The following is a 21,658-nucleotide window of genomic DNA, read 5'->3' as shown; positions in this document are numbered from 1 at the left end:
TAATAACGATAGAACTATAAAAGTTGAATTGTTAGAAACAATGTGCAGTGTCAGAACTACTTCAAGTTCGCTTTCAAAATCTATAACCTTTATATTTGCAGCAAGTCCATAAATCATGCAGTTTAATATTACCAAAGATTTTCTAGAAGAAATATGCACGCTTATTGAGAGCGATAATAGTGCGCAACTAGAACACATTCTAGAAGAATTACACTTTGCTGATGTTGCAGAGATTATAGACGAGCTCAATCTTGAACAAGCGGTTTACATCGTTAAACTACTCGATTCTGAAAAGACGAGTGAAGCTTTAATGGAACTGGATGAAGACCAGCGTGATCGCGTTCTTAATGCATTATCTCCTAAAGAAATTGCAGACGAGCTTGAGGAAATGGATACTGATGATGCGGCTGACATTCTCAACGAGCTTCCTGATAACATTGCTCAAGAAGTCATTTCAGAGCTTATAGATGAACAACATGCTGAAGATATCGTAGACCTTCTACGTTATGAAGAAAATAGTGCTGGTGGATTAATGGCCAAAGAGCTCGTTAAGGTAAACGAGAACTGGACCGTTACTGGTTGTGTGAGTGAAATGCGTGCTCAAGCAGAAAATGTTACAAGAGTACACTCCATTTATGTAGTGGATAATAACGATAAATTAAAAGGCCGCTTATCCCTTAAAGATTTATTAACCAGTCCAGCAAACACACCTATTAAAGATGTGTGTAAACCTAAGGTTGATTATGTAACCGTTAAAACGTCTGGAGAAGAAGTTTCTCGTATCATGCGTAAGTATGATCTAGAAGCCATACCTGTTGTAGATGAATTAGACCGATTAGTAGGTCGTGTGACCATCGATGACATAGTAGATTTTATTACAGAAGAAGCAGAGAAAGATTACCAACTTGCCAGTGGTATTTCTCAAGACGTTGAGGCAAACGACAGCATCTGGGATTTAACTAAAGCACGATTACCTTGGCTAGTCCTAGGCCTAGTAGGTGGAATAGGTGCTGCAGCCATTATGGGTGGTTTTGAGCATCTGATTAAAGAATATGCTGTATTATTCTTATTCACACCGCTTATTGCTGCGATGGCAGGTAATGTAGGTGTACAATCCAGTGCGATTATTGTACAAGGTATTGCAAATGATGATTTAAAAGGTAGTATAGGAAACCGACTATTAAAAGAAATATTACTAGCGATGCTTAATGGTGTGATTTTGGCTATTCTATTATTTGCTTACACCTTCTTTGCAGAGCGTGAATTCTTAACCTCTTTAGCCATCTCTACTTCTCTATTTGCGGTAATCATTGTGGCAGGATTAGTAGGTACTTTTGTGCCTCTAGCTTTACATAAAAGAGGTATTGACCCAGCACTTGCAACTGGTCCATTTATTACAACCAGTAATGATATATTTGGTATATTGATATACTTTTTGATTGCAAAGGCTATCATAGGTATTTAGAATTACGCTTTCGCGAAAGCGTATATAACATCAAACAACTACATGAAAACGGCCAGCGTTAAAGAACTCAAAGACGAACTTAAATACAAGGACGAAAAAGAGCTCATGGAAATCGTCCTGCGTTTATCTCGTTTCAAAAAAGAAAATAAAGAACTGCTCACTTATTTACTGTTTGAAGCGCATCATGAAGATGATTATGTAGATAGTGTAAAAGCAAATCTAGATAAGCAATTTCTATCTGTTAACACACGCAATATTTACTACGCAAAAAAAGGAATACGTAAGGTATTAAAAGACGCAAAAAAATTTATACGGTACTCTGGTAATAAGGAGACCGAAGTTGCTATACTCATTCATTTTTGTAAATTACTTCAAGACTTTCAACCCTATTACTCACAAAGTAAAGTGTTGAGAGATATTTGCACTAGACAAATTGTTCTCATTAAAGTGCGTATAAGCACTCTACATGAGGATTTACAATATGATTTTGAACAAGAATTGAACATGATTGATTATTAATAAAATCAACTTATTAATAGTCCCTACTTAATTTACGTACGTTATTCCATCCTATACCCTACATTAATCCATATTTATAAATCGTATTTTTAAACTATGAAAGTACTGCACCTAGATTCTAATCATGATATTCTAGCCTCCATGCTAGAAGATGCTGGTTATACTAATCACTACGACTACACATCTTCAAAAGAAAATATAATAAAAGTTATCAGTGATTATGATGGTCTCATTGTGCGCAGTAGATTCCCTATTGATCAAGAGTTTTTAAAAGCCGCACAAAAACTTAAATTTATAGGTCGCGTAGGTGCTGGATTAGAAAACATAGATTTAGATGTCGCCCAAAAGCTTCATATCGCATGCTACAATGCACCTGAAGGTAATCGTAATGCGGTAGGTGAACATGCATTAGGAATGCTGTTATCTCTATTTAATCACCTGAATAGAGCAGATCAAGAAGTGCGAAATGGTATATGGCTGCGAGAAGAAAACCGTGGATTAGAACTAGAAGGGAAAACAGTAGGACTGATAGGTTATGGTAATATGGGAAAGTCTTTTGCTAGAAAGCTTTCCGGTTTTGATTGTAAAGTCCTTTTTTATGATCTTAAAAATGGATTAGAAGATAAGAACGCCACGCAAGTGTCTTTAAAAGAATTACAATCTCAGGCAGATGTGTTAAGCCTACACACACCACAAACTACCTTAACCAAAGGTATGGTTAATAAAGAGTTTATAGCTGGATTTAAAAAAGCATTTTATCTTATCAACACGGCTAGAGGTAAATCTGTTATCACGGCAGACCTAGTTGAAGCATTAGAGTCAGGAAAAATAAAAGGTGCTGGATTAGACGTTCTAGAATATGAAAAAAGCTCGTTTACATCCTTATTTGATAAGGAAATGCCTTTACCCTTTAAAAAACTATTGAAGATGGACAATGTTTTATTAAGTCCGCACGTAGCAGGTTGGACCATTGAATCTAAATATAAACTAGCACATGTGATTGCTAGTAAAATCATTAAAAACCACGGATTATGAAGGCAAAAGTAACAGGTATAGGAGGCGTTTTTTTCAAATGTGAAGATGTTGCTGCCACTAAAGCATGGTATCAAGAACACCTAGGTCTTCCGGTAGATGATTACGGCTGTACCTTCTGGACAGGACCTACAGAAGAAAAAGCTTCTCAACAATGGAGTCCTTTTAAGAAAGACAGTACTTATTTCAACCCAGGTAACCAAGAATTTATGATTAATTATCGGGTGGATGATCTTGTAAAATTAATAGAACAGTTAAAGGATGCTAGAGTTGAAATCGCTGGAGAAATAGAAGAATTTGATTACGGGAAATTTGGCTGGATTATAGATATAGATGGTCGTAAAGTTGAACTTTGGGAACCTGCTAATGAAGAGTTATTTGAAAAATAGAACATTCTTAATACCTTTAAATTAAAAAAGTATGAGCGATCATGGATACGATAGTACAAAAGATAGTTTTAACAGTGCAAAAGAGGCTGCCAAAGAAAGTTTTGAAGAGGCAAAAGAAGCTGCTTCAAATGCTGCAGATGATTTCAAGAGAGAATATGATAATTTTACTAAAGACATTAACAATAAAAGAATACTTGCTGGAGTATTAGGCATATTCTTCGGTTACTTAGGGATTCATAAATTTGTTCTAGGCTATAATAAAGAAGGTATTATACTTCTTATCGCAGGTGTTTTAACTTGTGGTGGCGCTGGCATCATAGGGATCATAGAAGGAATTATTTATCTAACAAAATCTGAAGAAGAATTTTATCAAACCTATCAACTCAACAAAAAACCTTGGTTTTAGTAATTATTTGTAAAACAACACATTAACAAGTTTAATGTTAAGGTTTAAATTATTTATTGTGTAACATAAATAGTCGTCTTAACTTTGGCTTAACATTAACCTAGTACTTATTACTAATCTAGTGAATCCTCAATGCTTCATATACTAGTTCTTTCTATATCTAACGCCACTGCTGGTCAAATGGCACATGGATTTATGGATTATTTCACCAATGAGCGTGCTCAAATTTATAGTGCTGGACTAGAGCCTCAATCTATTCACACCAATGTAATAGACAGCATGGATGTGGTAGGAATTGATGTGTCAGACTACTCTTCAAATCATATTAATGACTATCAGAAAATTACTTTTGATTACATCATTACGATTGGAGATGACTTAGCAAGTCGTATTCCTAAAACAATTGCTGAAAAGGCTAGCATTATTGACTTTCCTATTGCAAATATAAGTGAGCTTAATGACGGTAATGAAGACACGTTTGCAAAAGCTAGAAAAAAAATCCAAGCTTATTGTGAAGAGTTCATCGAATCTGAATTAAAAAAGATAGAAAAAACAAAAGCAATCAAAAAGGTCAAAAAAAGACTTAATAAAAAGAAGAAAAAACAAGATTAATCTTCTTGAAGTTTAAAATCTAGAGGTAACATTCCACCTACTCTCAATTCTGCCATAAAACCATTAAATTTTATAGCCTTACCTGACAGATTGTTACCGTGTTGATCAACTATAATTTGCTCACCTGTCAGATATATATCTGTTCTATTATTTTTAGAATCCATAATTGGATATTTATCATGCCTAAACCCAACGACGGAGTAAGTTTCAAATTGCTTTACTCGTATATGGTTTTCAACACTTACTGCAAATTTATCATAAAAAAGCACATATCCTTTATCCTGTAATTGATCCGAAGCTAAGGCTCTAAAAAACCTCAACTCACTTACTTTATATAAGTCATTCCTTCTACTTAAATACTTTCTACGTCGTGATGGTTTATCACTTAGTTCTTGAAAAAATGAAGACCCTAAATAATAGGCCTCTTTAAGATGAAAACTTTCTAAGATGGGAACATCATTAGGCAAAACAATACCAGGTCCTGCTCTCAAAACTCTTTTCTCGAACTGTAGTTCAAAATCTATCAAGTCATAACTAATTAAATAGCCTAAATGCTTATTTCTAACCATAATGGGCTTATTGCACCGAGCTGTCATTAAACCTGTTACTGGATTAAAACGCATTTTCACGTCATCTAGATTAAGTATCTTACAGTCAGCAGCTATGGTTGAGGTACCTAGAAAGTATTTTTTAAAATATTGTTCTTTCTTTTTACGCGACCATGGATCTGGATTAATCATCACTGGATCTAACTCATCTGCTTTTTGAGCAAGAGCTACTCTGCTCAAATCAGCTTCTAGCGGATTAGAAAATCTAATGGTTTTATATCCCATCATTCTAATCACTAATGCTGATTTTACATTATCAGGATAATTAAATTTGAAGTTACCATCTAAATCGGTAATAACACCCTTTGAAGTTCCATCGATATAGACGGATACACCGCTAACTGCCTCTTGTGTTAAGGAATCAACGACCTTTCCTTTAAGAACTTGCGCATTGCAATAATGGTGAAAAAAGAATATGGATATTACCAGAAAGAATAATCTCATATTATTCTTCGCTGTCTTCATTATCTCTGAAATATCGCGCCTCCATCTCGGCTTGAAATTCTTCCATAACTGGTTTTACAGTACTTTCAGGCAAGTCTGCAATACGTATGTACATTAGACCATCAATCGCATTATTGAATAATGGATCAACATTAAACGCTATTACTTTTGCGTTTTGTTTGACATACTTTTTAATGAGAACTGGTAAACGCAGCTCGTTAGGTTCTAATTCATCTATTAACCTATCAAATTTATTTAAGTCAGCCTCAGACTCATCAAAAATAAAATCCTTATCAGCATCTTCTAGCTTTACTTTAAACTCTTGCTTAGGCGTGATGTATTGTGCAATGTATGGATCATAGTAATTGCTTTTCATAAACTCGATCATTAATGATTTTGAGAAATTTGAAAACTTATTACTTATACTTACACCACCTATTAAATATTTATGCTCTGGAAAACGCAAAGTACAGTGAACAATACCTTTCCATAAAAGAAATAAAGGCATCGGTTTAAGTTGATACTCTGGTATGATAAACGCACGTCCCATTTCTATAGACTGATTCATCATTTTATATAACTCAGGTTCAAATTTAAACAGCTCGTTAAGATAAAAACCTTCAATACCACGAGCCTCATATATCTCACTACCCATTCCCATACGATATGCACCAGCTATCGCTTTTGCCTCACTATCCCATAAAAACATTTGATGATAATAATTATCGTAGTGATCTAAATCTATCGCCTTATTAGTTCCTTCACCTATTTTTCTAAATGTAATTTCACGCAGTCTACCTATCTCAGTCATTACATGAGGCATTTTATCGCTTTTTGCTAGAAATACTTCATAATTTTTAGATTGTAAAAGACGTTTATCTTCTCTTCTTAACTGGTCGACTTCTTTTATCATTTTTGCAGGATCAACCTGCTTTATGATCTTTTTAGGGCTTTTAGGAAGCTTTATTGTTTTAGGTATATCCTTTAGTTTAGTAGACTCTTTATCATATGCCTTAGAAAGCATATAAGTTTTACGCCTCAAAAAATCAGTAAAACCAGTTAGATTCTCGTGCTCTTTTTGATCTTTTACAGAGATAGCATTACCGATACGCACCTTTATAACACGGCGTTTTTGCGTTAAGGTTTCTGAAGGCAGTTTTGCCGTTCTGAAAGTATCAGATATTTTTGCTAGTCTATAAAATAACCTGCTATTTTTTGCATGAAAATATATCGGGATCACAGGCACCTCAGCACGTTGAATTAATTTCATTGCAGCTTCTTCCCATGGTTTATCTACCACTAATTTACCATCCTTGTATGTAGACACTTCTCCTGCAGGAAAAATACCTAAAGGCATATCAGATTTAAGGTGTCTAATCGCCTGCATAAAACCAGCCGTAGAAGACTTTACATCTTTACGATCCTCAAATGGGTTTACCGGCATTATAAATGGCTTTAAAGGCTCTATACGATGCAATAAAAAATTTGCTATAATCTTATAGTCTGGTCTTTTATCCAGCAATAATTTCATCAACAAGATACCATCAATTCCTCCCAGAGGATGATTAGATATCGTTATAAAAGCACCTGTCTTAGGAATACGTCTTAAGTCTTCCTCAGGTATTTCAAACTCTATTTGTAAATCCTCGAGTAGAGCTGATAGAAACTCTACATCTTTTAAATGCTTATGTCTGTTATAAAGTTTATTGAGCGTGGAAATGCGCAATAATTTCATAAGTGACCAGCCACCAAGAGTACCAAGGAAACCATATTTATCTATATGAATCGCTTTTGCGACCTCTTTTGCTGTTACCAGACCCATTCTTTAATTTAGATAGTAGAACTACAAATATAGTATAATTGATAAGTGCTCAACTCTATCCTTTAACGACTAGCTGTAAAGTTTCTTGAGTACGCTGTCTTAAAAGCACCTCTTTTCCATTTTCTATAGATTCAATTGCATTATCACTATGGTGTCTAATAGTGTAAAGCGATACATCACTTACCGCATTTACTTTATACCTAGCCTCTAGGTCGTCTAATAATTCAGATAGTTTACCATACTTATCTTCTACACATATCGTAAAACTTATAGCAGAGTTCTGTAACAATCCTACCTCCATTTTACTCTCACTTAATTGATGAAAAATGTCGCTGATATTATGTTCTCCAATAAAACTAAAATCACGTGCAGATATTTCTAAAAAAACAAGATTCTTGCGCACAATATAACAAGGTGTCATAGGCTTCAAAGCATCTCCATCTTTAATAACGGTCCCTTGCGATTGTGGATCAAGAAAAGAATTTACTCTCAACTCAATTTGCTTACCTTGAAGCGGTTGTAGGGTTTTTGGGTGTATAACACTAGCTCCATAAAATGCTAATTCTATGGCCTCGCGATATGAAATTTGCTCTAAAAGAACTGTGTTTTCAAACACACGTGGATCGCCATTTAATACACCAGGCACATCCTTCCAAATGGTTACGTGGCTAGCGTCAAGAGCGTAAGCTAGAATAGCCGCAGTATAATCACTACCTTCTCTACCTAAGGTTGTGGTAAAACCATTATCATCAGACCCTATAAAACCTTGTGTTAAAAATAGTTTTCCTTTACAGTTATTTATAATTAATTTCTCAGTTTTTTTCCAGTCTACAGCAGCATCTCTATACTTTTGATCAGTCTTGATCAATTGACGTGCATCCATCCAATCTACGGGAATCTCATTTGCATTAAAATAACTTGCTACAATTTTAGTAGAAAGTAATTCTCCATGACTTACCACTTGATCATAAATAAACGCGTGATTTTTACTTTGATTACGCAACATGGTACCTTTCAAAGATTCTATGGTTGCTTTAAGGTTTTTTTTAAGTTCGCTTTCGCGAAAGCGTATCAAAACATCCTCACCAGCGCCATTAGTTTCTAGATCAGATACAATTTCTAGATGTTTAGCAAATAATTCGTCAATAAGAGTCAAGTATGCTTGATCATTATTTTGATAACAATTAATAATATCCTCTAAAGCATTAGTCGTTTTACCCATTGCAGAAACAACAATCCCTAGGCCATCATAGCCCATCGTTTGAACTACTTGTACAACATTGCGCACACCAGCGGCGTCTTTTACTGACGCACCACCAAATTTAAATATCTTCATTTCTTAATACATAATTATGAAGCGATTCCTCGTCCATTTGTGCAAGATGCCAATCCTCTAAAATTGTTGCTCCTGTATTTTTATAAAATTCTATTGCTCCTTCATTCCAATCCAGCACGACCCATTCTACTCGACGTACTTTTTCCTCAAATGCATATTTCATCACCTGATTATATAAAGCTTTTCCTAAACCTTTCCCTCTTAATTTTTGGGTCACGATGAGATCTTCCAGATGAATTGTCTTCCCTTTCCAAGTTGAAAATCTAGGATAACAAAGTGCAATTCCTTCAATCTTATCATTATAAAAGCATACAAAACATTTAAAAAGTGGATGATCGCCACTACCGTTTTTTATTAAATCGTCAACGGTTATCTCTACCGCATCAGGTTCTTTTTCAAAAGTGGCTAACTCTTGAATAAGCTCTAATACTCTAGGGTAATCATTTATACTAGCTTCTTTTATCTGTATCATAATCTTAAAATTAAGTAAATATATAATAGAGTTAGACACAAATTCTTAAAACTATCTTACTACATCGTTATATGTATGAAGAATATTTTAGGATATTTGCAACACACCTCAAACCAACATGGCACGTAAAAATCAAACCTTAGGAGAATTTATTATTGAAAATCAATCTGAATTTCAATATTCTAGTGGCGAACTCTCTAGACTCATCAACTCTATAAGACTAGCTGCAAAAATGGTTAATCATGAGGTTAACAAAGCTGGACTTGTAGATATTACCGGTAGCGCTGGTGAGATTAATACTCAAGGTGAAGATCAACAAAAATTAGATGTTCTTGCAAATGACACCTTTATAAGAACACTTACTAATCGCGAGATTGTATGTGGTATAGCTAGTGAAGAAAATGATGACTTTATTACCATAGAAGGTCATAAAGAGAATCATAGTAACAAGTATGTAGTTTTAATGGATCCTTTAGATGGTAGTTCAAATATAGATGTTAACGTATCTGTAGGGACTATTTTCTCCATTTATAGACGTGTAACACCTGTCGGTACTCCAGTACAGTTAGAAGACTTTTTACAGCCTGGTAATTTACAAGTCGCTGCAGGATATATTGTTTACGGTACTTCAACAATGCTAGTTTACACAACTGGCCATGGTGTGAATGGATTTACCTTGAATCCAGCATTAGGAACTTATTATTTATCACATCCTAACATGAGATTTTCTGAAGACGGAAACATTTATAGTGTTAACGAAGGTAATTACAATCATTTCCCACAAGGTGTAAAGGATTATATTAAATATTGTCAACAGGATGAAGATAATAGACCTTACACTAGTCGTTATATAGGTAGTTTAGTCTCTGATATTCATAGAAATATGATTAAAGGTGGTATTTACATGTATCCACAAAGCGCAAAATCGCCAAATGGTAAACTGCGCCTTTTATACGAATGTAACCCAATGGCCTTTATTGCCGAACAAGCCGGTGGTACCGCCAGTGATGGCCATACACGTATCATGGACTTAAAGCCAACAGAGCTTCACCAAAGAGTACCTTTCTTCTGTGGAAGTAAAAACATGGTTGCCAAACTAGAGGAATTCATCCAAAAGCACGATAAGTAATATTTTTCTAGTATTTTTACTTCTCAAATGAGAAATGAAAATGAGTAAAATATCTAAAACCCAAAATGCTGCAACTGAAGGTGTAGATAGCAACTCAAAAATAGAGGCCATAAAGAACCTCATTTTTGGAGAAAACATCCAACAGTATAATACGGAGTTTGATGAACTAAAAGCGGACTTGCTGAAGAAAAAGCAAGAATTACAAAGCTTTATAGACGATACACGTGATGAGCTTAGCAAAAGCATTGACAGTCTTTCTACAGATTTAAATATTCGTATCACTGATTTAGAGAACAAGTTGGAAGATAGACTAGACACAATAGAAGATGAAAAAACTAGTAGAGACATGCTAGGCGAAGCTCTTATAGAGTTAGGTAAAAAAATCAAAGCTTAATAACACAATACCGCCATGACAGAAGATGAAAAGCTGGCGTTATTGAAGACGATCTTACTTACGGATGATAGAGAATACGCAGAAAGTATTACTCACAAAATCAATGTTCTAGAAGAAATTTTAAGAGAACGCCATAGGCTATCTGAAAAAGTTTCTCCTATCATAAAGGAACAGTTAGACGATTTCACAAAAAACATTCCTCAAAACTTAGGGCCAGCAATTACTGAGTCATTGAAAATTCAAATTGAAAATTCAAAAGATGAAGTTGTTGAAGCGCTCTATCCTATTTTAGGTAAGATGGTGAAAAAGTACATCTCTCAAGAGATAAAAGTACTGTCTGAACAGGTAAACAAAACAGCTAAAGACACTTTTTCAATGCAAGGTGTTAAACGCAAGTTCAAGTCAATTTTTACAGGAGTTAGTGAAAATGAAATTATAATTAGCGACTTAGGAAACGCAAAAGTTGAACAAGTATTTATCATCGAGAAAGGTTCTGGTATATTAATAGGTAGTTTTCACTTAAAGGAAACAGTAGATGAGGACATGATTAGTGGCATGTTAACGGCAATTAAAGGCTTTGTAGAAGACGCTTTCAAGCAGTCCAACCATGATTTACAGTCTATCGAGTACGATTTATACGAAATACACTTACATAATTTTCATAAGTATTATATTGCAACTGCCGTAAGTGGTACATTTACAGAGACTCTAGAAAATGAACTTGAAAACTTTAACCTTGAAGTCTCACAAGAAATCAATAAAAAGAATCTATTAGATTCAAGAGAAGCACTAGAAGAATTACTATTAACCAGGTATAGTGCTCTTAAATTCAGTAACCAATAATATGATATCAAAAAAAATCGTCATCGTAGGACATTTTGGAGTTGGGAAAACTTCACTTATAAGGCGTTTTGTAGAAGATATATTCTCTGCAGACTACAAAGTAACTATAGGCGTTCATATTCTTAAGAAAACTGTTCATGTTAACGATAAAGAAGTTAACTTAATTCTATGGGATACAGAAGGTACAGATGACATTGAAGAAATTAGAAAAGCGTATTTACTGGGAACACACGGATTCATATTTGTGTGTGATGTGACGCGCCCGGTAACATATCAAAATATTGAATCACAAACTCAATATCTAAAGGATAACTTCAATAAAGTCCCTATTTTAAGTATTGGTAACAAATCTGACCTTTTACCTAAAGGAAGTATATCCGAGAAAAAGGAGGAACTTGAATTTCTAGATATGCTAGTAAGCGCAAAAGAAGGAAACAATGTTCAGCGCTTATTTGAAAAAATTGCTAAAATTTTATCCTAATGGCGATGCATGAACTACAACGTGACTACAGCACAAAAGATTTGCAGTTTATCTCTATTGATAAACAAGGGACCATCCTCACAACTGACCAGCAACTTTTTGAGCTAAAGAAAGACTCTTCGATAAAAAGTTTTCATCCATTTTTTGAAGGAATAGATACTTATTTCTTAGAAAAAAGCGATCATATCAAACTAGAGTGTGTTCATCTAAATGATCGCGTTTTTGATATAGATTTTATAAAAAATGATGATGATACCGCTGTCATCATTTTTAGAGAAGGAACTGATTTCTATAATAGAGTACAACTAATTGCTCAAAAACGCAATGAGTCTATTATATTTCAGGAAACACTGGAACTTAAAAACCAGATATTAAAAGAACAAGAAGAGTTTAAAAACAGGTTCATTGGAAACTTTTCTCACGAACTGCGCAATCCACTAACTTTGGTAAGTTCATTTTCATCAATGCTGCTTAAGACAGAGCTTAACTTAGATCAAGAAATGCTAGTAGGAGCTATAAAAGATCAAAGTGACAAGTTAAGAGACATCCTAAATGACATTATTGATTTATCCATACTAAAAAACAGCTCTTTATCTTTAGAAAGCGAACCTTTTTCCTTAAGAAAACTTCTTAAAAATGTTCATTTAAACTACTCTACAACTTCTACCACAAAGGATCTTAGTATCAATCTAAAAATAGATGAATCTGTCCCTAAGACTATTATTGGTGACAGGAGACGTTTTGAACAAATCATTACTAACTTCTTAGACAATGCATTAAGGCATAACAAAGGAGATAGTATTGAAATCAATATTAAAGAAAATCAAAGAAGAGCAAATAAAGTTAGTCTTAGAATAGAGGTCATTAACAATGACGGTTTAATACCCGATTTCTTAGGTGATCAAGAAATCGAGACGTACACTAATCTTGATAATGGGGACATAGAAAAAACAACCAGCTTAAGCTTCTCAATTGCAAGAGAACTAGCGCAATTAATGGACGGCGAGATTCTCATAAAACCACTAGAAACAGGTGGAACCTTGCAAGTTGCAAATCTTAAATTAGTATTCCCTATACACGATAAAGAAATTATAGAGAAAACTGAAGAAACAACTAAAAACAGTAAAATACACCTTACAGATAAAGTAAGAACTATCATTGCCGAAGATAATAGCGTCACACAAATGACAGCTTTAAAGATATTGGTAAGTACAGGTAACTTTGACAATCGTGTTTTTACTGACCCTAAAGATTTACTAGAAGCAGTTGATAAAGATGATTACGACCTTATACTAATGTCTTCATCAATATCACAAGTCGACGCCTTAGAACTGATTAGTCTGATAAAAGAATTTGCAAATGATCATAACAAGAAAATACCGATCATTGCTGTAACAACAAAAACATCTGCCCCAGAATTAGTAGAATACCGCAAGGCTGGATTTAAAGATGTAGTAAAAAAGCCTTATACAGATGATGAGTTGTTAAACACCATTTATAAAAGGCTTAATCTTAAAAAGTTTAAGTAAAGAAGTATTACTTACGATTCTTATTCAATAAGTATCTGTAATCTTCTAGATTTAAATGACCAGAGAAAATCTCGACTGATCTATCTACTAGATATTTAGCATCTTCATCATTGTAACCGATAGCGGTAGCATATCTTCTCAACAGTTTATGCTCGTTTTCATCCATCGCATGATCAGCAAAAACTATTTTAAATAAATCGTGCAACCACTGGATGCGTTCCTCACTGTCTGTTGGAGGCGTTACTGGATATGCAGATGGGTTTTTAAGTATCGCCGCATAATCCGAATCAGATATATCCAGTTTAGACTTTAAACGCTCTAAAACTACCGTTTCTTGAGCGCTCACATTTTCATGCGACTGCGCAATACTTACTATAGTAGCAAAATGACTTTTATTTCTGGCACTTTCACCAGATTCAAATAAACTTGAGAATGACATATCTATTAATTTAATACCGCAAATATAATAAACACAGTAAGTGTATAAGAGACTTATTTAAGGTTATCTAGCATTTCTTTAACCATTTTCTCTAGGTCATAATCATGGCTCCATGACCAGTCCTCTCGAGCCACACTATCATCTATTGATCCAGGCCAGCTATCAGCAATAGACTGCCTAAAATCTGGTTGATAAGTCACTGTAAAATCAGGCAAGTGCTTAGTAATTTCACTAGCAATCTCTGCAGGCGTAAATGTCATTCCAGCAAGGTTATAAGAACTGCGTTGCTTAATATTTTCTGATTTAGTCTGCATAATAGATACAGTTGCTTTAATTGCATCTTCCATAAACATCATGGGCAAGCTAGTATCTTCTTTTAAAAAACAATCATAGTGATTATTCTTAAGGGCTTCATGAAATATCTCAACAGCATAATCTGTTGTTCCACCACCAGGCAATGTTTTCCAAGATATTAATCCAGGATATCTTATGGAGCGCACATCAACACCATATTTATTATAATAATATTCACACCAGCGTTCACCCGTTTGTTTTGAAATTCCATATACTGTACTAGGCTCCATAACGGTTTGTTGTGGCGTATTCTCCTTAGGTGTTGTAGGTCCAAAAACAGCAATACTTGAAGGCCAGAAAATTTTATCAATCTTACCTTCCTTTGCTATATTAAGTATATGAAAAAGGGAATCCATGTTTAAATTCCATGCCTTTTTAGGATACTTCTCTGCAGTAGCACTTAACATGGCAGCCATCAAATACACTTCATTTATCTCATAATGCAAACACACATCTTCAATAGAAGTCCTATTCATAGCATCAACTATTTCAAAAGGACCAGATTGCATTAATTCTTCACTTCCTTCTCTTATGTCTCCAGCAATCACGTTATCATTTCCATAAATCTCACGTAATCGAATTGTAAGCTCTGTGCCTATCTGCCCACAGGCACCTATAATCAGTATTTTAGTCGCCATAATTAATTTTAAGAATGGTAAAGATACCAACTCTCTATTCTCAAAATCTTAAAATTTACTTGTAATAATTAACATTTTCACATCTCGCTTTCGCGAAAGCGTAAGAGTAATAATTAGTTAACATAATTAAGAATTCTTATTTTTTATTAACTATTATTTAGTTATTATTAGTTTTTATACTAATTAATTGAACTTACATTTGTCTTAACATTAAAAACCATACTATGAAAAAGACACTAATTATCGCAGTTTTTGCGACCGTAACCTTAATAGCTTGTAAAGACAAGGAAAATAAAGAACTTGAAGAAATGGTAGAAGACACTACAGAACAAGTTGAAGAAACTACAGAAGACGCCGAAGACGCTATTCAAGATACAATGACTTATACTAGAGAGAATGTTTCCCAATTAGCTAACGACTTTGAAAGTAATGTAGAGGTTAATGATGATAAAATTGTCTCGATAAAAGGATATGACTCTTATACTGTTTTAAGAACTAATATCTCAGAATTATCAACGACCTCAGAAGAGAATATCAATACCAAATCAGAAAGCTTAAGAACTAGCTTTAATTCATTTAAGTCTACTATTCCAGCATACTTGCGCATTGATGATGTACAAGATGCGATTGAAGATGTAGAGAAAGAAATTGCTGAATTTGAAGAAGAACGTATGGGAGAAAAAGCTTCTACTAAAAACAATAAGGAAAACATGGAAGAGATTCAGGAAGCCTTTGACGATTTAGAAAAAGAAATTATCCAAGCTCGTAAAAAATATGTTGACAATAAAGAAGATGCAATGGAGGAATATATGGAAGAAATCAATAGCAATAGAAAACAAAGTACAACAGAAAAGTACCTAGACGCTACTGAAGAATATAATGAAGAGATGAAGGATAAATAATCTTAACCTTTTTATTAAAATCAAAAAAGTATCTTGATTCTATCAGGATACTTTTTTTATGTCTACAATATAATCATCTTTGTAATTATACGTTTTAAAACTATGCGTTACCTATTCATATTACTGCTCCTTATTTCCTGTGGTGAGACACCAGAAACAGCACCTGTAGTCGAGCAAAGCACAGAAATCTCTTTTGACCCAGCGACATCACGCATGGCTTTAAGAGGTGAAGCCCAGCAATTATCAACTAAATGGGATGCATACCAGACCTTTACAACAGAATTAGAAAACTTTGACCACTCCACGGCGGCGGCACAACGTCTGGCTACCTCAATCGATGATATGATTGTGAGTATACCAGATGAAATTGCAAATCAACCAGTTAAGTCACGATTAAAAGTTCTAGAAACTAGAATAAAATCTTACCATGCTCTACTAACTCATAATGCTTACAGCACTAAAGATCAACAAAAACGCTATGATCAGGCAATAATAGCTCTAGACGAATTTAAAATCCAGATGATGGAAGTATTTGCTCAGCAAAAATCTAAAGAGAATCTGTTAAAGAATCTAGAAGCAATAGAATTAGAGCTAGAAGAAAAAGACAGTATCAATCCCTAATAAAATTCTCTTAATCATACATACTTTCTCAAAACCAGTGCTTAATTTTAAGCAATGGGTAAACCTCTACTACAATTTACTAAGAAAGGAATTTATTGCGCTGCTGCTAGAGTCTATCTTGACCCATGGCAACCAGTTGATAAAGCGCTTATAACCCATGGACATGCTGATCACTCTCGATGGGGACATAAAAATTACATTACACAACACGATAATGTACCCATAATAAAACATCGCCTTGGTGACATCAATGTATCTAGTATCGCTCACGGCGAAAACCTGCTCATCAATAACGTAAAATTCTCATTTCATCCTGCCGGTCACATCCCAGGCTCTAGTCAGATACGTGTAGAACACAATGACGAAGTTTGGGTATTTACAGGAGATTATAAAACCGAAGATGACGGAATCTCAACACCATACCAGCCTGTTAAATGCAACACCTTCATAACAGAATGCACTTTTGGACTGCCTGCTTTTAAATGGCAACAGCAAGCACAAGTAATGGACGATGTAAACAATTGGTGTGCTCAAAATCACGCAGATGGTAAGACATCTGTACTATTTGCTTATTCGCTAGGTAAAGCACAGCGGCTCATCAAACATCTTGACACGTCGCAAATGAAAATCTACTGTCATGGCGCTGTTTTTAAAATGACTGAAGTACTTAGAGAACTCATAAACTTCCCGCCTACTTATTTAATTACTAAAGAAACGACTAAAGAAGAACTCGCAGGTAATATAGTAGTAGCGCCACCGAGTGCCCATGGTAGTCCATGGATGCGCAAAATGGTACCTTATGTTACCGCAAGCGCTAGTGGTTGGATGGCATTTAGAGGAGCACGACGCAGACGCGCAATCGATAAAGGTTTTGTATTATCTGATCACTGCGATTGGGATGGATTATTAAACAGTATTGACGCAACCGGATGCGAAAATGTCATCACTACACACGGTTATCAAGATATCTTTGCCCGTTATTTAAGAGAAGAAAAAGGCCTTAACGCCATCAGTGAACGTACTCAATATGAAGGTGAAAATTTAAATGAAGCCGAAAAACCCATCATTGAGGATGACTCAAAGCCATCTAACACAAACTTTTCATCATCTAAATAGGCGCCATGAAACAGTTTGCAGAGCTCATAAGAACCATAGACGGCACTAATAAAACTACTCTAAAAGTGGCAGCACTAACAGAGTACTTTAAAACCGCTACAGACGAGGATAAACTCTGGACCATTGCCATTCTTTCACATAGACGACCTAAACGCCCTGTAAACACAACACTGATGCGAGAATGGGCGACAGAAATTAGCGGTATTCCCTTATGGCTATTTGAAGAATCCTATCACATTGTTGGTGACCTAGCCGAAACTATTGCTCTAATTCTACCTACCACAAATGAATCTTCTGAAAAATCACTTTCTCAAATCATTCAAGAACTCATTGAGTTGCGTAAAAAGGAAGATTCAGAAAAGAAAGCATATCTACAAGAAAACTGGTTGAAACTCAATTATTATGAGCGATTTGTTTTTAATAAAATAATGACTGGTGGCTTTAGAATAGGAGTTTCTCAAAAATTAATGACTCGTGCGTTATCACAGGCTACAGATATTAATCAAGACGTTCTAGCACATAAACTTATGGGAAGCTGGACCGGAGAAAACACTACTTTTAAAGAACTAGTTTATGAAGATAACGAAGTCGCCATGCGTGGCAAACCGTATCCATTCTATCTAGCCTATGCAGTAGAAAATGAAGTTTCAGACTTAGGCGATGTAACACAATGGAGCGCAGAGCATAAATGGGATGGAATCCGATCGCAAACCATTATAAGAGCTGGAGAAATTTTTGTGTGGTCACGTGGAGAAGAACTAGTGACTGATAAATATCCAGAATTTCAAAAATTTCTAGATGTTATTCCAGATGGAACTGTCATTGATGGCGAGATATTACCTTATAAAAATGGACAAATACTTAACTTTAATGACCTACAGACTAGAATAGGCCGTAAAACTGTTGGTAAGAAATTACTTTTAGATGTACCAGTAGTAATTGTTGCTTATGACTTACTAGAGTGGCAAGGAAAAGACATTAGAGAATTACCTTTTCAAGAACGTAGAGCTTTATTAGATAAATTAGTTCTAGATAGTAATGAGAAAGCAAATTTGATTGAAAGTGATTCTATGTTTCCGCTACTTATTTCAGAAACGATGAGCTTCACAACTTGGGAAGATATTGCCAAGGAAAGAGAACGCAGTGCAGATCGTAAATCTGAAGGATTAATGCTTAAACGCAAAGACAGTCCATATCTAGTAGGTCGCAAAAAAGGAGACTGGTGGAAATGGAAAGTAGATCCTTTTACTATCGACGCAGTGCTCACCTATGCTATGCGCGGTCATGGTCGTAGAGCAAATCTCTATACAGACTACACCTTTGGTCTATGGAACGATGGTGAGCTCGTCACTTTTGCAAAAGCCTACTCTGGTCTTACCGATGCAGAGTTTAGAAAAATAGATGCTTGGATTAAAAAAAACACTTTAGAACGTTTTGGTCCGGTAAGATCTGTAACACCTCATCACGTTTTTGAAATTGCCTTTGAAGGAATCGCACCTAGTAAGCGTCATAAATCTGGAGTTGCAACACGTTTCCCTAGAATTTTAAGATGGCGTACAGATAAACCTATAGAGGAAGCAAATACTTTAGATGATTTAAAAGCTTTAATCCCTAAAGACGGCGGATTTTTAAAGGATGAATAAAACCCAACTTCATAAAATAGCTGAGGATTACTTCGACCAGCAAGGTTGGGAAGCTTTTCCATTTCAAAAAAAGACTTGGGATGCCTTCTTAGCTGGTAAGCATGGATTATTAAACGCACCTACTGGTAGTGGAAAAACCTATGCGCTTTGGGTTGCCGTAGTTCTAGATTACATAAAAAAGCATCCCGATTATAAGAAAAAACCTAAAAAAGGGCTCAAAGCGATATGGATTACTCCGTTGCGGTCGTTAAGTCAGGAAATCGCACAGGCATCACAACGATTTGTAGATGGTATCGATTTGCCTTTTACTGTTGGAATACGTAGTGGTGATACGTCTACAAAAGAACGTACAGCTCAACGTAAATCTATGCCCGATTTACTCATTACCACACCAGAAAGTTTACATCTTTTACTGGGCTCAAAAGACCACGCAAAGATTTTTAAAGATTGTCAAGCTATCATTATTGATGAGTGGCACGAACTTCTGGGAACTAAACGTGGTGTTCAAATGGAACTTGGTATTTCTCGACTTCTAGGCTTGAGTAAAAATATCAGAGTTTGGGGAATTAGTGCTACGATTGGTAATCTAGAGCAAGCTCGTGAAGTGTTGCTAGGTGTTGATGAAAACCGCTTTCGCGAAAGCGTATTAATTAAAGCGAACATCAAAAAAGACATCAAAGTACAATCCATTATTCCGGCAAGTATGGATAAATTTCCATGGCGTGGTCACCTAGGATTGCATTTACTTGAAGATGTCGTTAAAATCATCAATTCTAGTCGTTCCACACTGATTTTTACAAATACAAGAGCGCAGTGTGAGTTATGGTTCCAATCCTTAATGACAAAACATCCTGAGTTTGCTGGTGAAGTAGCAATGCATCACGGATCGATTAATAAAGAAACGCGCATATGGGTAGAAAACGCGATTAGAAACGAAAGCTTAAAAGCTTGTGTATGTACCTCATCGCTGGATTTAGGTGTTGATTTTGCACCTGTAGAAACCATCATTCAAGTAGGCGGACCTAAAGGTGTGGCACGTTTTCTACAACGTGCAGGACGTTCTGGTCACAGACCTGGAGAGACCAGTGTGATTCATTTTTTACCTACGCATGCGTTAGAACTCATAGAAGCTAGTGCGCTGCAAAAGGCTGTCGCAACACAAGCCGTAGAGGATCGACTGCCTTATATTTTATGTTATGACGTGTTAATTCAGTACCTGTGCACACTCGCAGTGTCTGGTGGCTTTTATCCCGATGAGATTTTTCCTGAGGTAAAAAACACATTCTGCTTTGCAGCGATTACAGATGAAGAATGGAAATGGTGTCTGGATTTTATAGTTTACGGTAGTTCCTCTCTACAATCCTATGATGAATATAAAAAAGTAAAAATTGATGATACCGGTCGGTATTTAATTGATGATAGAAAGATAGCCATGCGTCATCGCTTGCAAATGGGAACTATTGTAGGAGCAACACTGGTAACGGTAAAATATCAATCTGGTGGTTATATAGGTAGTGTAGAAGAATATTTTATAAGTAAAATGGATCGTGGTGACGTATTTATTTTTGCTGGTCGCACGCTAGAATTTATTCGTTTAAAAGGGATGATTGCTCATGTAAAAAACACGACCAAAAAAACTAATACGGTTTCTAGTTGGCAAGGTAGTCGCCTGCCGTTAAGTGCACAATTAGGAGAGTTACTACGTGACGAAATGGAAAACTTTCAAACGGGCAAAAAACGCACACCAGAAGTAAAAGCACTTAAAGAAATTATACAGCGACAGCAATTAGAAAGCATCGTACCGCAAAAGAGTGAGTTTTTAATCGAGACTTTTAAAACTCGTGAAGGTTATCATGCCGTTTTTTATCCTTTTGAAGGACGTTTTGTACACGAGGCTATGGCAGGAATAATCGCTTATCGAGTCAGCTTATTAAAACCTATCACATTCTCACTGGCTTTTAATGATTATGGATTTGAAATATTAAGTGACCAAGCCTTTGACATGCAGGAGATTCTGGACAACGATTTACTCACACCAGAGATGTTATCACAAGACTTACAGGCTAGCATGAATGCCACAGAAATGGCTCGTAGGCAGTTTAGAGATATTGCCGTCATATCTGGATTAGTATTCACGGGTTATCCTAATAAAGCGGTAAAAACAAAACACCTGCAAAATAGCAGTCAGCTACTTTTTGAAGTCTTCCGTGATAATGAGCCTGATAATTTATTATTTAGACAAGCGTATACCGAGACCTTTGAACAAGCCATCCAAGAATACCGCTTGCGTGAGGCACTAGAACGAATCCAGGAACAAGAAATCATCTGGAAAGCCTGTGAAAAACCTACACCATTCTCTTTTCCGATCATCACAGACCGCTTACGCGAAAAATTAAGCAGTGAAAAGCTCGCGGATAGAATCAAGCGGATGCAGTTGAAATGGGAATAATAGTTACATAAAAGC

22 protein-coding genes are annotated in these 21,658 nt (G+C 35.4%); 16 read left to right on the top strand and 6 right to left on the bottom strand.

What is annotated here, in order from left to right:
• Positions 1–115: 115 nt before the first annotated feature.
• From mgtE to ACJJVI_RS07265, 6 genes are all read left to right on the top strand, one after another.
• Positions 116–1,465 carry a magnesium transporter gene (gene mgtE, locus ACJJVI_RS07290; RefSeq protein ID WP_042245628.1) on the top strand — a complete coding sequence of 450 codons (1,350 nt, stop codon included), beginning with the start codon at positions 116–118 and terminating at the stop codon, positions 1,463–1,465.
• A gap of 42 nt (positions 1,466–1,507) precedes the next feature.
• A complete protein-coding gene (locus ACJJVI_RS07285; RefSeq protein ID WP_036582638.1) occupies positions 1,508–1,984 on the top strand; it encodes a hypothetical protein in 477 nt (158 codons plus the stop codon).
• Positions 1,985–2,080: 96 nt separating this feature from the next.
• A complete protein-coding gene (locus tag ACJJVI_RS07280) occupies positions 2,081–3,019 on the top strand; it encodes a 2-hydroxyacid dehydrogenase (RefSeq protein ID WP_042269515.1) in 939 nt (312 codons plus the stop codon).
• The gene (locus ACJJVI_RS07275) at positions 3,016–3,405 is read left to right on the top strand and encodes a VOC family protein (protein WP_405351222.1); all 390 of its coding nucleotides are present in this window, start codon (positions 3,016–3,018) and stop codon (positions 3,403–3,405) included. The genes ACJJVI_RS07280 and ACJJVI_RS07275 overlap by 4 nt, the downstream gene beginning before the upstream one ends.
• A gap of 31 nt (positions 3,406–3,436) precedes the next feature.
• On the top strand, positions 3,437–3,811 hold the full coding sequence (locus ACJJVI_RS07270) for an NINE protein (RefSeq protein ID WP_405351220.1): 375 nt from the start codon (positions 3,437–3,439) through the stop codon (positions 3,809–3,811).
• A 132-nt stretch (positions 3,812–3,943) separates the two neighbouring features.
• The gene (locus ACJJVI_RS07265; RefSeq protein WP_405351218.1) at positions 3,944–4,423 is read left to right on the top strand and encodes a hypothetical protein; all 480 of its coding nucleotides are present in this window, start codon (positions 3,944–3,946) and stop codon (positions 4,421–4,423) included.
• On the opposite strand, the gene ACJJVI_RS07260 is transcribed toward ACJJVI_RS07265, so the two are convergent.
• Genes ACJJVI_RS07260 through ACJJVI_RS07245 form a run of 4 tightly spaced genes read right to left on the bottom strand, consistent with a single transcriptional unit; the run spans position 4,420 to position 9,105 of the window.
• Positions 4,420–5,475 (bottom strand): carboxypeptidase-like regulatory domain-containing protein, encoded by a 1,056-nt coding sequence (locus ACJJVI_RS07260; protein WP_193741916.1) that lies wholly within the window; start codon positions 5,473–5,475, stop codon positions 4,420–4,422. The genes ACJJVI_RS07265 and ACJJVI_RS07260 overlap by 4 nt on opposite strands.
• A 1-nt stretch (position 5,476) precedes the next feature.
• Complete coding sequence (locus ACJJVI_RS07255; protein WP_042296107.1) at positions 5,477–7,297, bottom strand: lysophospholipid acyltransferase family protein; 1,821 nt, start codon at positions 7,295–7,297, stop codon at positions 5,477–5,479.
• Between the two features lie 55 nt (positions 7,298–7,352).
• Positions 7,353–8,633 carry an aspartate kinase gene (locus tag ACJJVI_RS07250; protein WP_405351216.1) on the bottom strand — a complete coding sequence of 427 codons (1,281 nt, stop codon included), beginning with the start codon at positions 8,631–8,633 and terminating at the stop codon, positions 7,353–7,355.
• Complete coding sequence (locus ACJJVI_RS07245; protein ID WP_036582657.1) at positions 8,620–9,105, bottom strand: GNAT family N-acetyltransferase; 486 nt, start codon at positions 9,103–9,105, stop codon at positions 8,620–8,622. Before ACJJVI_RS07245 ends, ACJJVI_RS07250 begins: the two co-directional genes overlap by 14 nt.
• Positions 9,106–9,223: 118 nt before the next feature.
• On the opposite strand from ACJJVI_RS07245, the gene fbp reads away from it, so the two are divergent.
• Genes fbp through ACJJVI_RS07220 form a run of 5 tightly spaced genes read left to right on the top strand, consistent with a single transcriptional unit; the run spans position 9,224 to position 13,481 of the window.
• Entirely contained in the window at positions 9,224–10,234 is a 1,011-nt protein-coding gene (gene fbp, locus ACJJVI_RS07240; RefSeq protein ID WP_042296112.1) for a class 1 fructose-bisphosphatase, read from the top strand.
• Positions 10,235–10,274: 40 nt separating this feature from the next.
• Entirely contained in the window at positions 10,275–10,628 is a 354-nt protein-coding gene (locus ACJJVI_RS07235; protein WP_036582664.1) for a fructose 1,6-bisphosphatase, read from the top strand.
• Between the two features lie 15 nt (positions 10,629–10,643).
• Positions 10,644–11,471 carry a hypothetical protein gene (locus ACJJVI_RS07230; protein ID WP_042269508.1) on the top strand — a complete coding sequence of 276 codons (828 nt, stop codon included), beginning with the start codon at positions 10,644–10,646 and terminating at the stop codon, positions 11,469–11,471.
• A complete protein-coding gene (locus ACJJVI_RS07225; RefSeq protein WP_405351213.1) occupies positions 11,446–11,952 on the top strand; it encodes a Rab family GTPase in 507 nt (168 codons plus the stop codon). Before ACJJVI_RS07230 ends, ACJJVI_RS07225 begins: the two co-directional genes overlap by 26 nt.
• Entirely contained in the window at positions 11,952–13,481 is a 1,530-nt protein-coding gene (locus ACJJVI_RS07220) for a response regulator (protein ID WP_405351211.1), read from the top strand. Before ACJJVI_RS07225 ends, ACJJVI_RS07220 begins: the two co-directional genes overlap by 1 nt.
• 7 nt (positions 13,482–13,488) lie before the next feature.
• On the opposite strand, the gene ACJJVI_RS07215 is transcribed toward ACJJVI_RS07220, so the two are convergent.
• Together ACJJVI_RS07215 and ACJJVI_RS07210 are read right to left on the bottom strand one after the other, a co-directional pair.
• The gene (locus ACJJVI_RS07215; protein ID WP_042245605.1) at positions 13,489–13,920 is read right to left on the bottom strand and encodes a TerB family tellurite resistance protein; all 432 of its coding nucleotides are present in this window, start codon (positions 13,918–13,920) and stop codon (positions 13,489–13,491) included.
• Between the two features lie 53 nt (positions 13,921–13,973).
• Positions 13,974–14,912: an NAD-dependent epimerase/dehydratase family protein gene (locus ACJJVI_RS07210; RefSeq protein ID WP_036582678.1), complete on the bottom strand. Its 939-nt coding sequence runs from the start codon at positions 14,910–14,912 to the stop codon at positions 13,974–13,976.
• 224 nt (positions 14,913–15,136) lie between these two features.
• Between ACJJVI_RS07210 and ACJJVI_RS07205 the strand changes: the two genes are divergently transcribed.
• From ACJJVI_RS07205 to ACJJVI_RS07185, 5 genes are all read left to right on the top strand, one after another.
• Positions 15,137–15,814 (top strand): hypothetical protein, encoded by a 678-nt coding sequence (locus ACJJVI_RS07205; protein WP_042245601.1) that lies wholly within the window; start codon positions 15,137–15,139, stop codon positions 15,812–15,814.
• Between the two features lie 102 nt (positions 15,815–15,916).
• Positions 15,917–16,435 (top strand): hypothetical protein, encoded by a 519-nt coding sequence (locus ACJJVI_RS07200; RefSeq protein ID WP_405351208.1) that lies wholly within the window; start codon positions 15,917–15,919, stop codon positions 16,433–16,435.
• A gap of 54 nt (positions 16,436–16,489) precedes the next feature.
• Positions 16,490–17,551, top strand: a complete 1,062-nt coding sequence (locus ACJJVI_RS07195; RefSeq protein ID WP_405351207.1) for a ligase-associated DNA damage response exonuclease — start codon at positions 16,490–16,492, stop codon at positions 17,549–17,551.
• Between the two features lie 5 nt (positions 17,552–17,556).
• On the top strand, positions 17,557–19,194 hold the full coding sequence (locus tag ACJJVI_RS07190) for an ATP-dependent DNA ligase (protein WP_405351205.1): 1,638 nt from the start codon (positions 17,557–17,559) through the stop codon (positions 19,192–19,194).
• Positions 19,187–21,643, top strand: a complete 2,457-nt coding sequence (locus ACJJVI_RS07185) for a ligase-associated DNA damage response DEXH box helicase (RefSeq protein WP_405351203.1) — start codon at positions 19,187–19,189, stop codon at positions 21,641–21,643. Before ACJJVI_RS07190 ends, ACJJVI_RS07185 begins: the two co-directional genes overlap by 8 nt.
• The last annotated feature ends 15 nt before the right edge of the window (positions 21,644–21,658 follow it).

Source organism: Nonlabens sp. Asnod3-H03 (assembly GCF_045063665.1).
GTDB classification, from domain to species: domain Bacteria; phylum Bacteroidota; class Bacteroidia; order Flavobacteriales; family Flavobacteriaceae; genus Nonlabens; species Nonlabens ulvanivorans.
This window is presented reverse-complemented; position numbering and strand designations above follow the sequence as displayed.

Bases quoted from the DNA above. Each gene is read 5' to 3' on its own strand.
- ACJJVI_RS07250 (WP_405351216.1), bottom strand. From the start codon at position 8,633: ATGAAGATATTTAAATTTGGTGGTGCGTCAGTAAAAGACGCCGCTGGT.
- fbp (WP_042296112.1), top strand. From the start codon at position 9,224: ATGGCACGTAAAAATCAAACCTTAGGAGAATTTATTATTGAAAATCAA.
- ACJJVI_RS07285 (WP_036582638.1), top strand. From the start codon at position 1,508: ATGAAAACGGCCAGCGTTAAAGAACTCAAAGACGAACTTAAATACAAG.
- ACJJVI_RS07275 (WP_405351222.1), top strand. From the start codon at position 3,016: ATGAAGGCAAAAGTAACAGGTATAGGAGGCGTTTTTTTCAAATGTGAA.
- ACJJVI_RS07195 (WP_405351207.1), top strand. From the start codon at position 16,490: ATGGGTAAACCTCTACTACAATTTACTAAGAAAGGAATTTATTGCGCT.
- ACJJVI_RS07245 (WP_036582657.1), bottom strand. From the start codon at position 9,105: ATGATACAGATAAAAGAAGCTAGTATAAATGATTACCCTAGAGTATTA.
- ACJJVI_RS07230 (WP_042269508.1), top strand. From the start codon at position 10,644: ATGACAGAAGATGAAAAGCTGGCGTTATTGAAGACGATCTTACTTACG.
- ACJJVI_RS07200 (WP_405351208.1), top strand. From the start codon at position 15,917: ATGCGTTACCTATTCATATTACTGCTCCTTATTTCCTGTGGTGAGACA.
- mgtE (WP_042245628.1), top strand. From the start codon at position 116: ATGCAGTTTAATATTACCAAAGATTTTCTAGAAGAAATATGCACGCTT.
- ACJJVI_RS07210 (WP_036582678.1), bottom strand. From the start codon at position 14,912: ATGGCGACTAAAATACTGATTATAGGTGCCTGTGGGCAGATAGGCACA.
- ACJJVI_RS07255 (WP_042296107.1), bottom strand. From the start codon at position 7,297: ATGGGTCTGGTAACAGCAAAAGAGGTCGCAAAAGCGATTCATATAGAT.
- ACJJVI_RS07215 (WP_042245605.1), bottom strand. From the start codon at position 13,920: ATGTCATTCTCAAGTTTATTTGAATCTGGTGAAAGTGCCAGAAATAAA.
- ACJJVI_RS07280 (WP_042269515.1), top strand. From the start codon at position 2,081: ATGAAAGTACTGCACCTAGATTCTAATCATGATATTCTAGCCTCCATG.
- ACJJVI_RS07185 (WP_405351203.1), top strand. From the start codon at position 19,187: ATGAATAAAACCCAACTTCATAAAATAGCTGAGGATTACTTCGACCAG.
- ACJJVI_RS07235 (WP_036582664.1), top strand. From the start codon at position 10,275: ATGAGTAAAATATCTAAAACCCAAAATGCTGCAACTGAAGGTGTAGAT.
- ACJJVI_RS07265 (WP_405351218.1), top strand. From the start codon at position 3,944: ATGCTTCATATACTAGTTCTTTCTATATCTAACGCCACTGCTGGTCAA.
- ACJJVI_RS07260 (WP_193741916.1), bottom strand. From the start codon at position 5,475: ATGAGATTATTCTTTCTGGTAATATCCATATTCTTTTTTCACCATTAT.
- ACJJVI_RS07205 (WP_042245601.1), top strand. From the start codon at position 15,137: ATGAAAAAGACACTAATTATCGCAGTTTTTGCGACCGTAACCTTAATA.
- ACJJVI_RS07220 (WP_405351211.1), top strand. From the start codon at position 11,952: ATGGCGATGCATGAACTACAACGTGACTACAGCACAAAAGATTTGCAG.
- ACJJVI_RS07190 (WP_405351205.1), top strand. From the start codon at position 17,557: ATGAAACAGTTTGCAGAGCTCATAAGAACCATAGACGGCACTAATAAA.
- ACJJVI_RS07270 (WP_405351220.1), top strand. From the start codon at position 3,437: ATGAGCGATCATGGATACGATAGTACAAAAGATAGTTTTAACAGTGCA.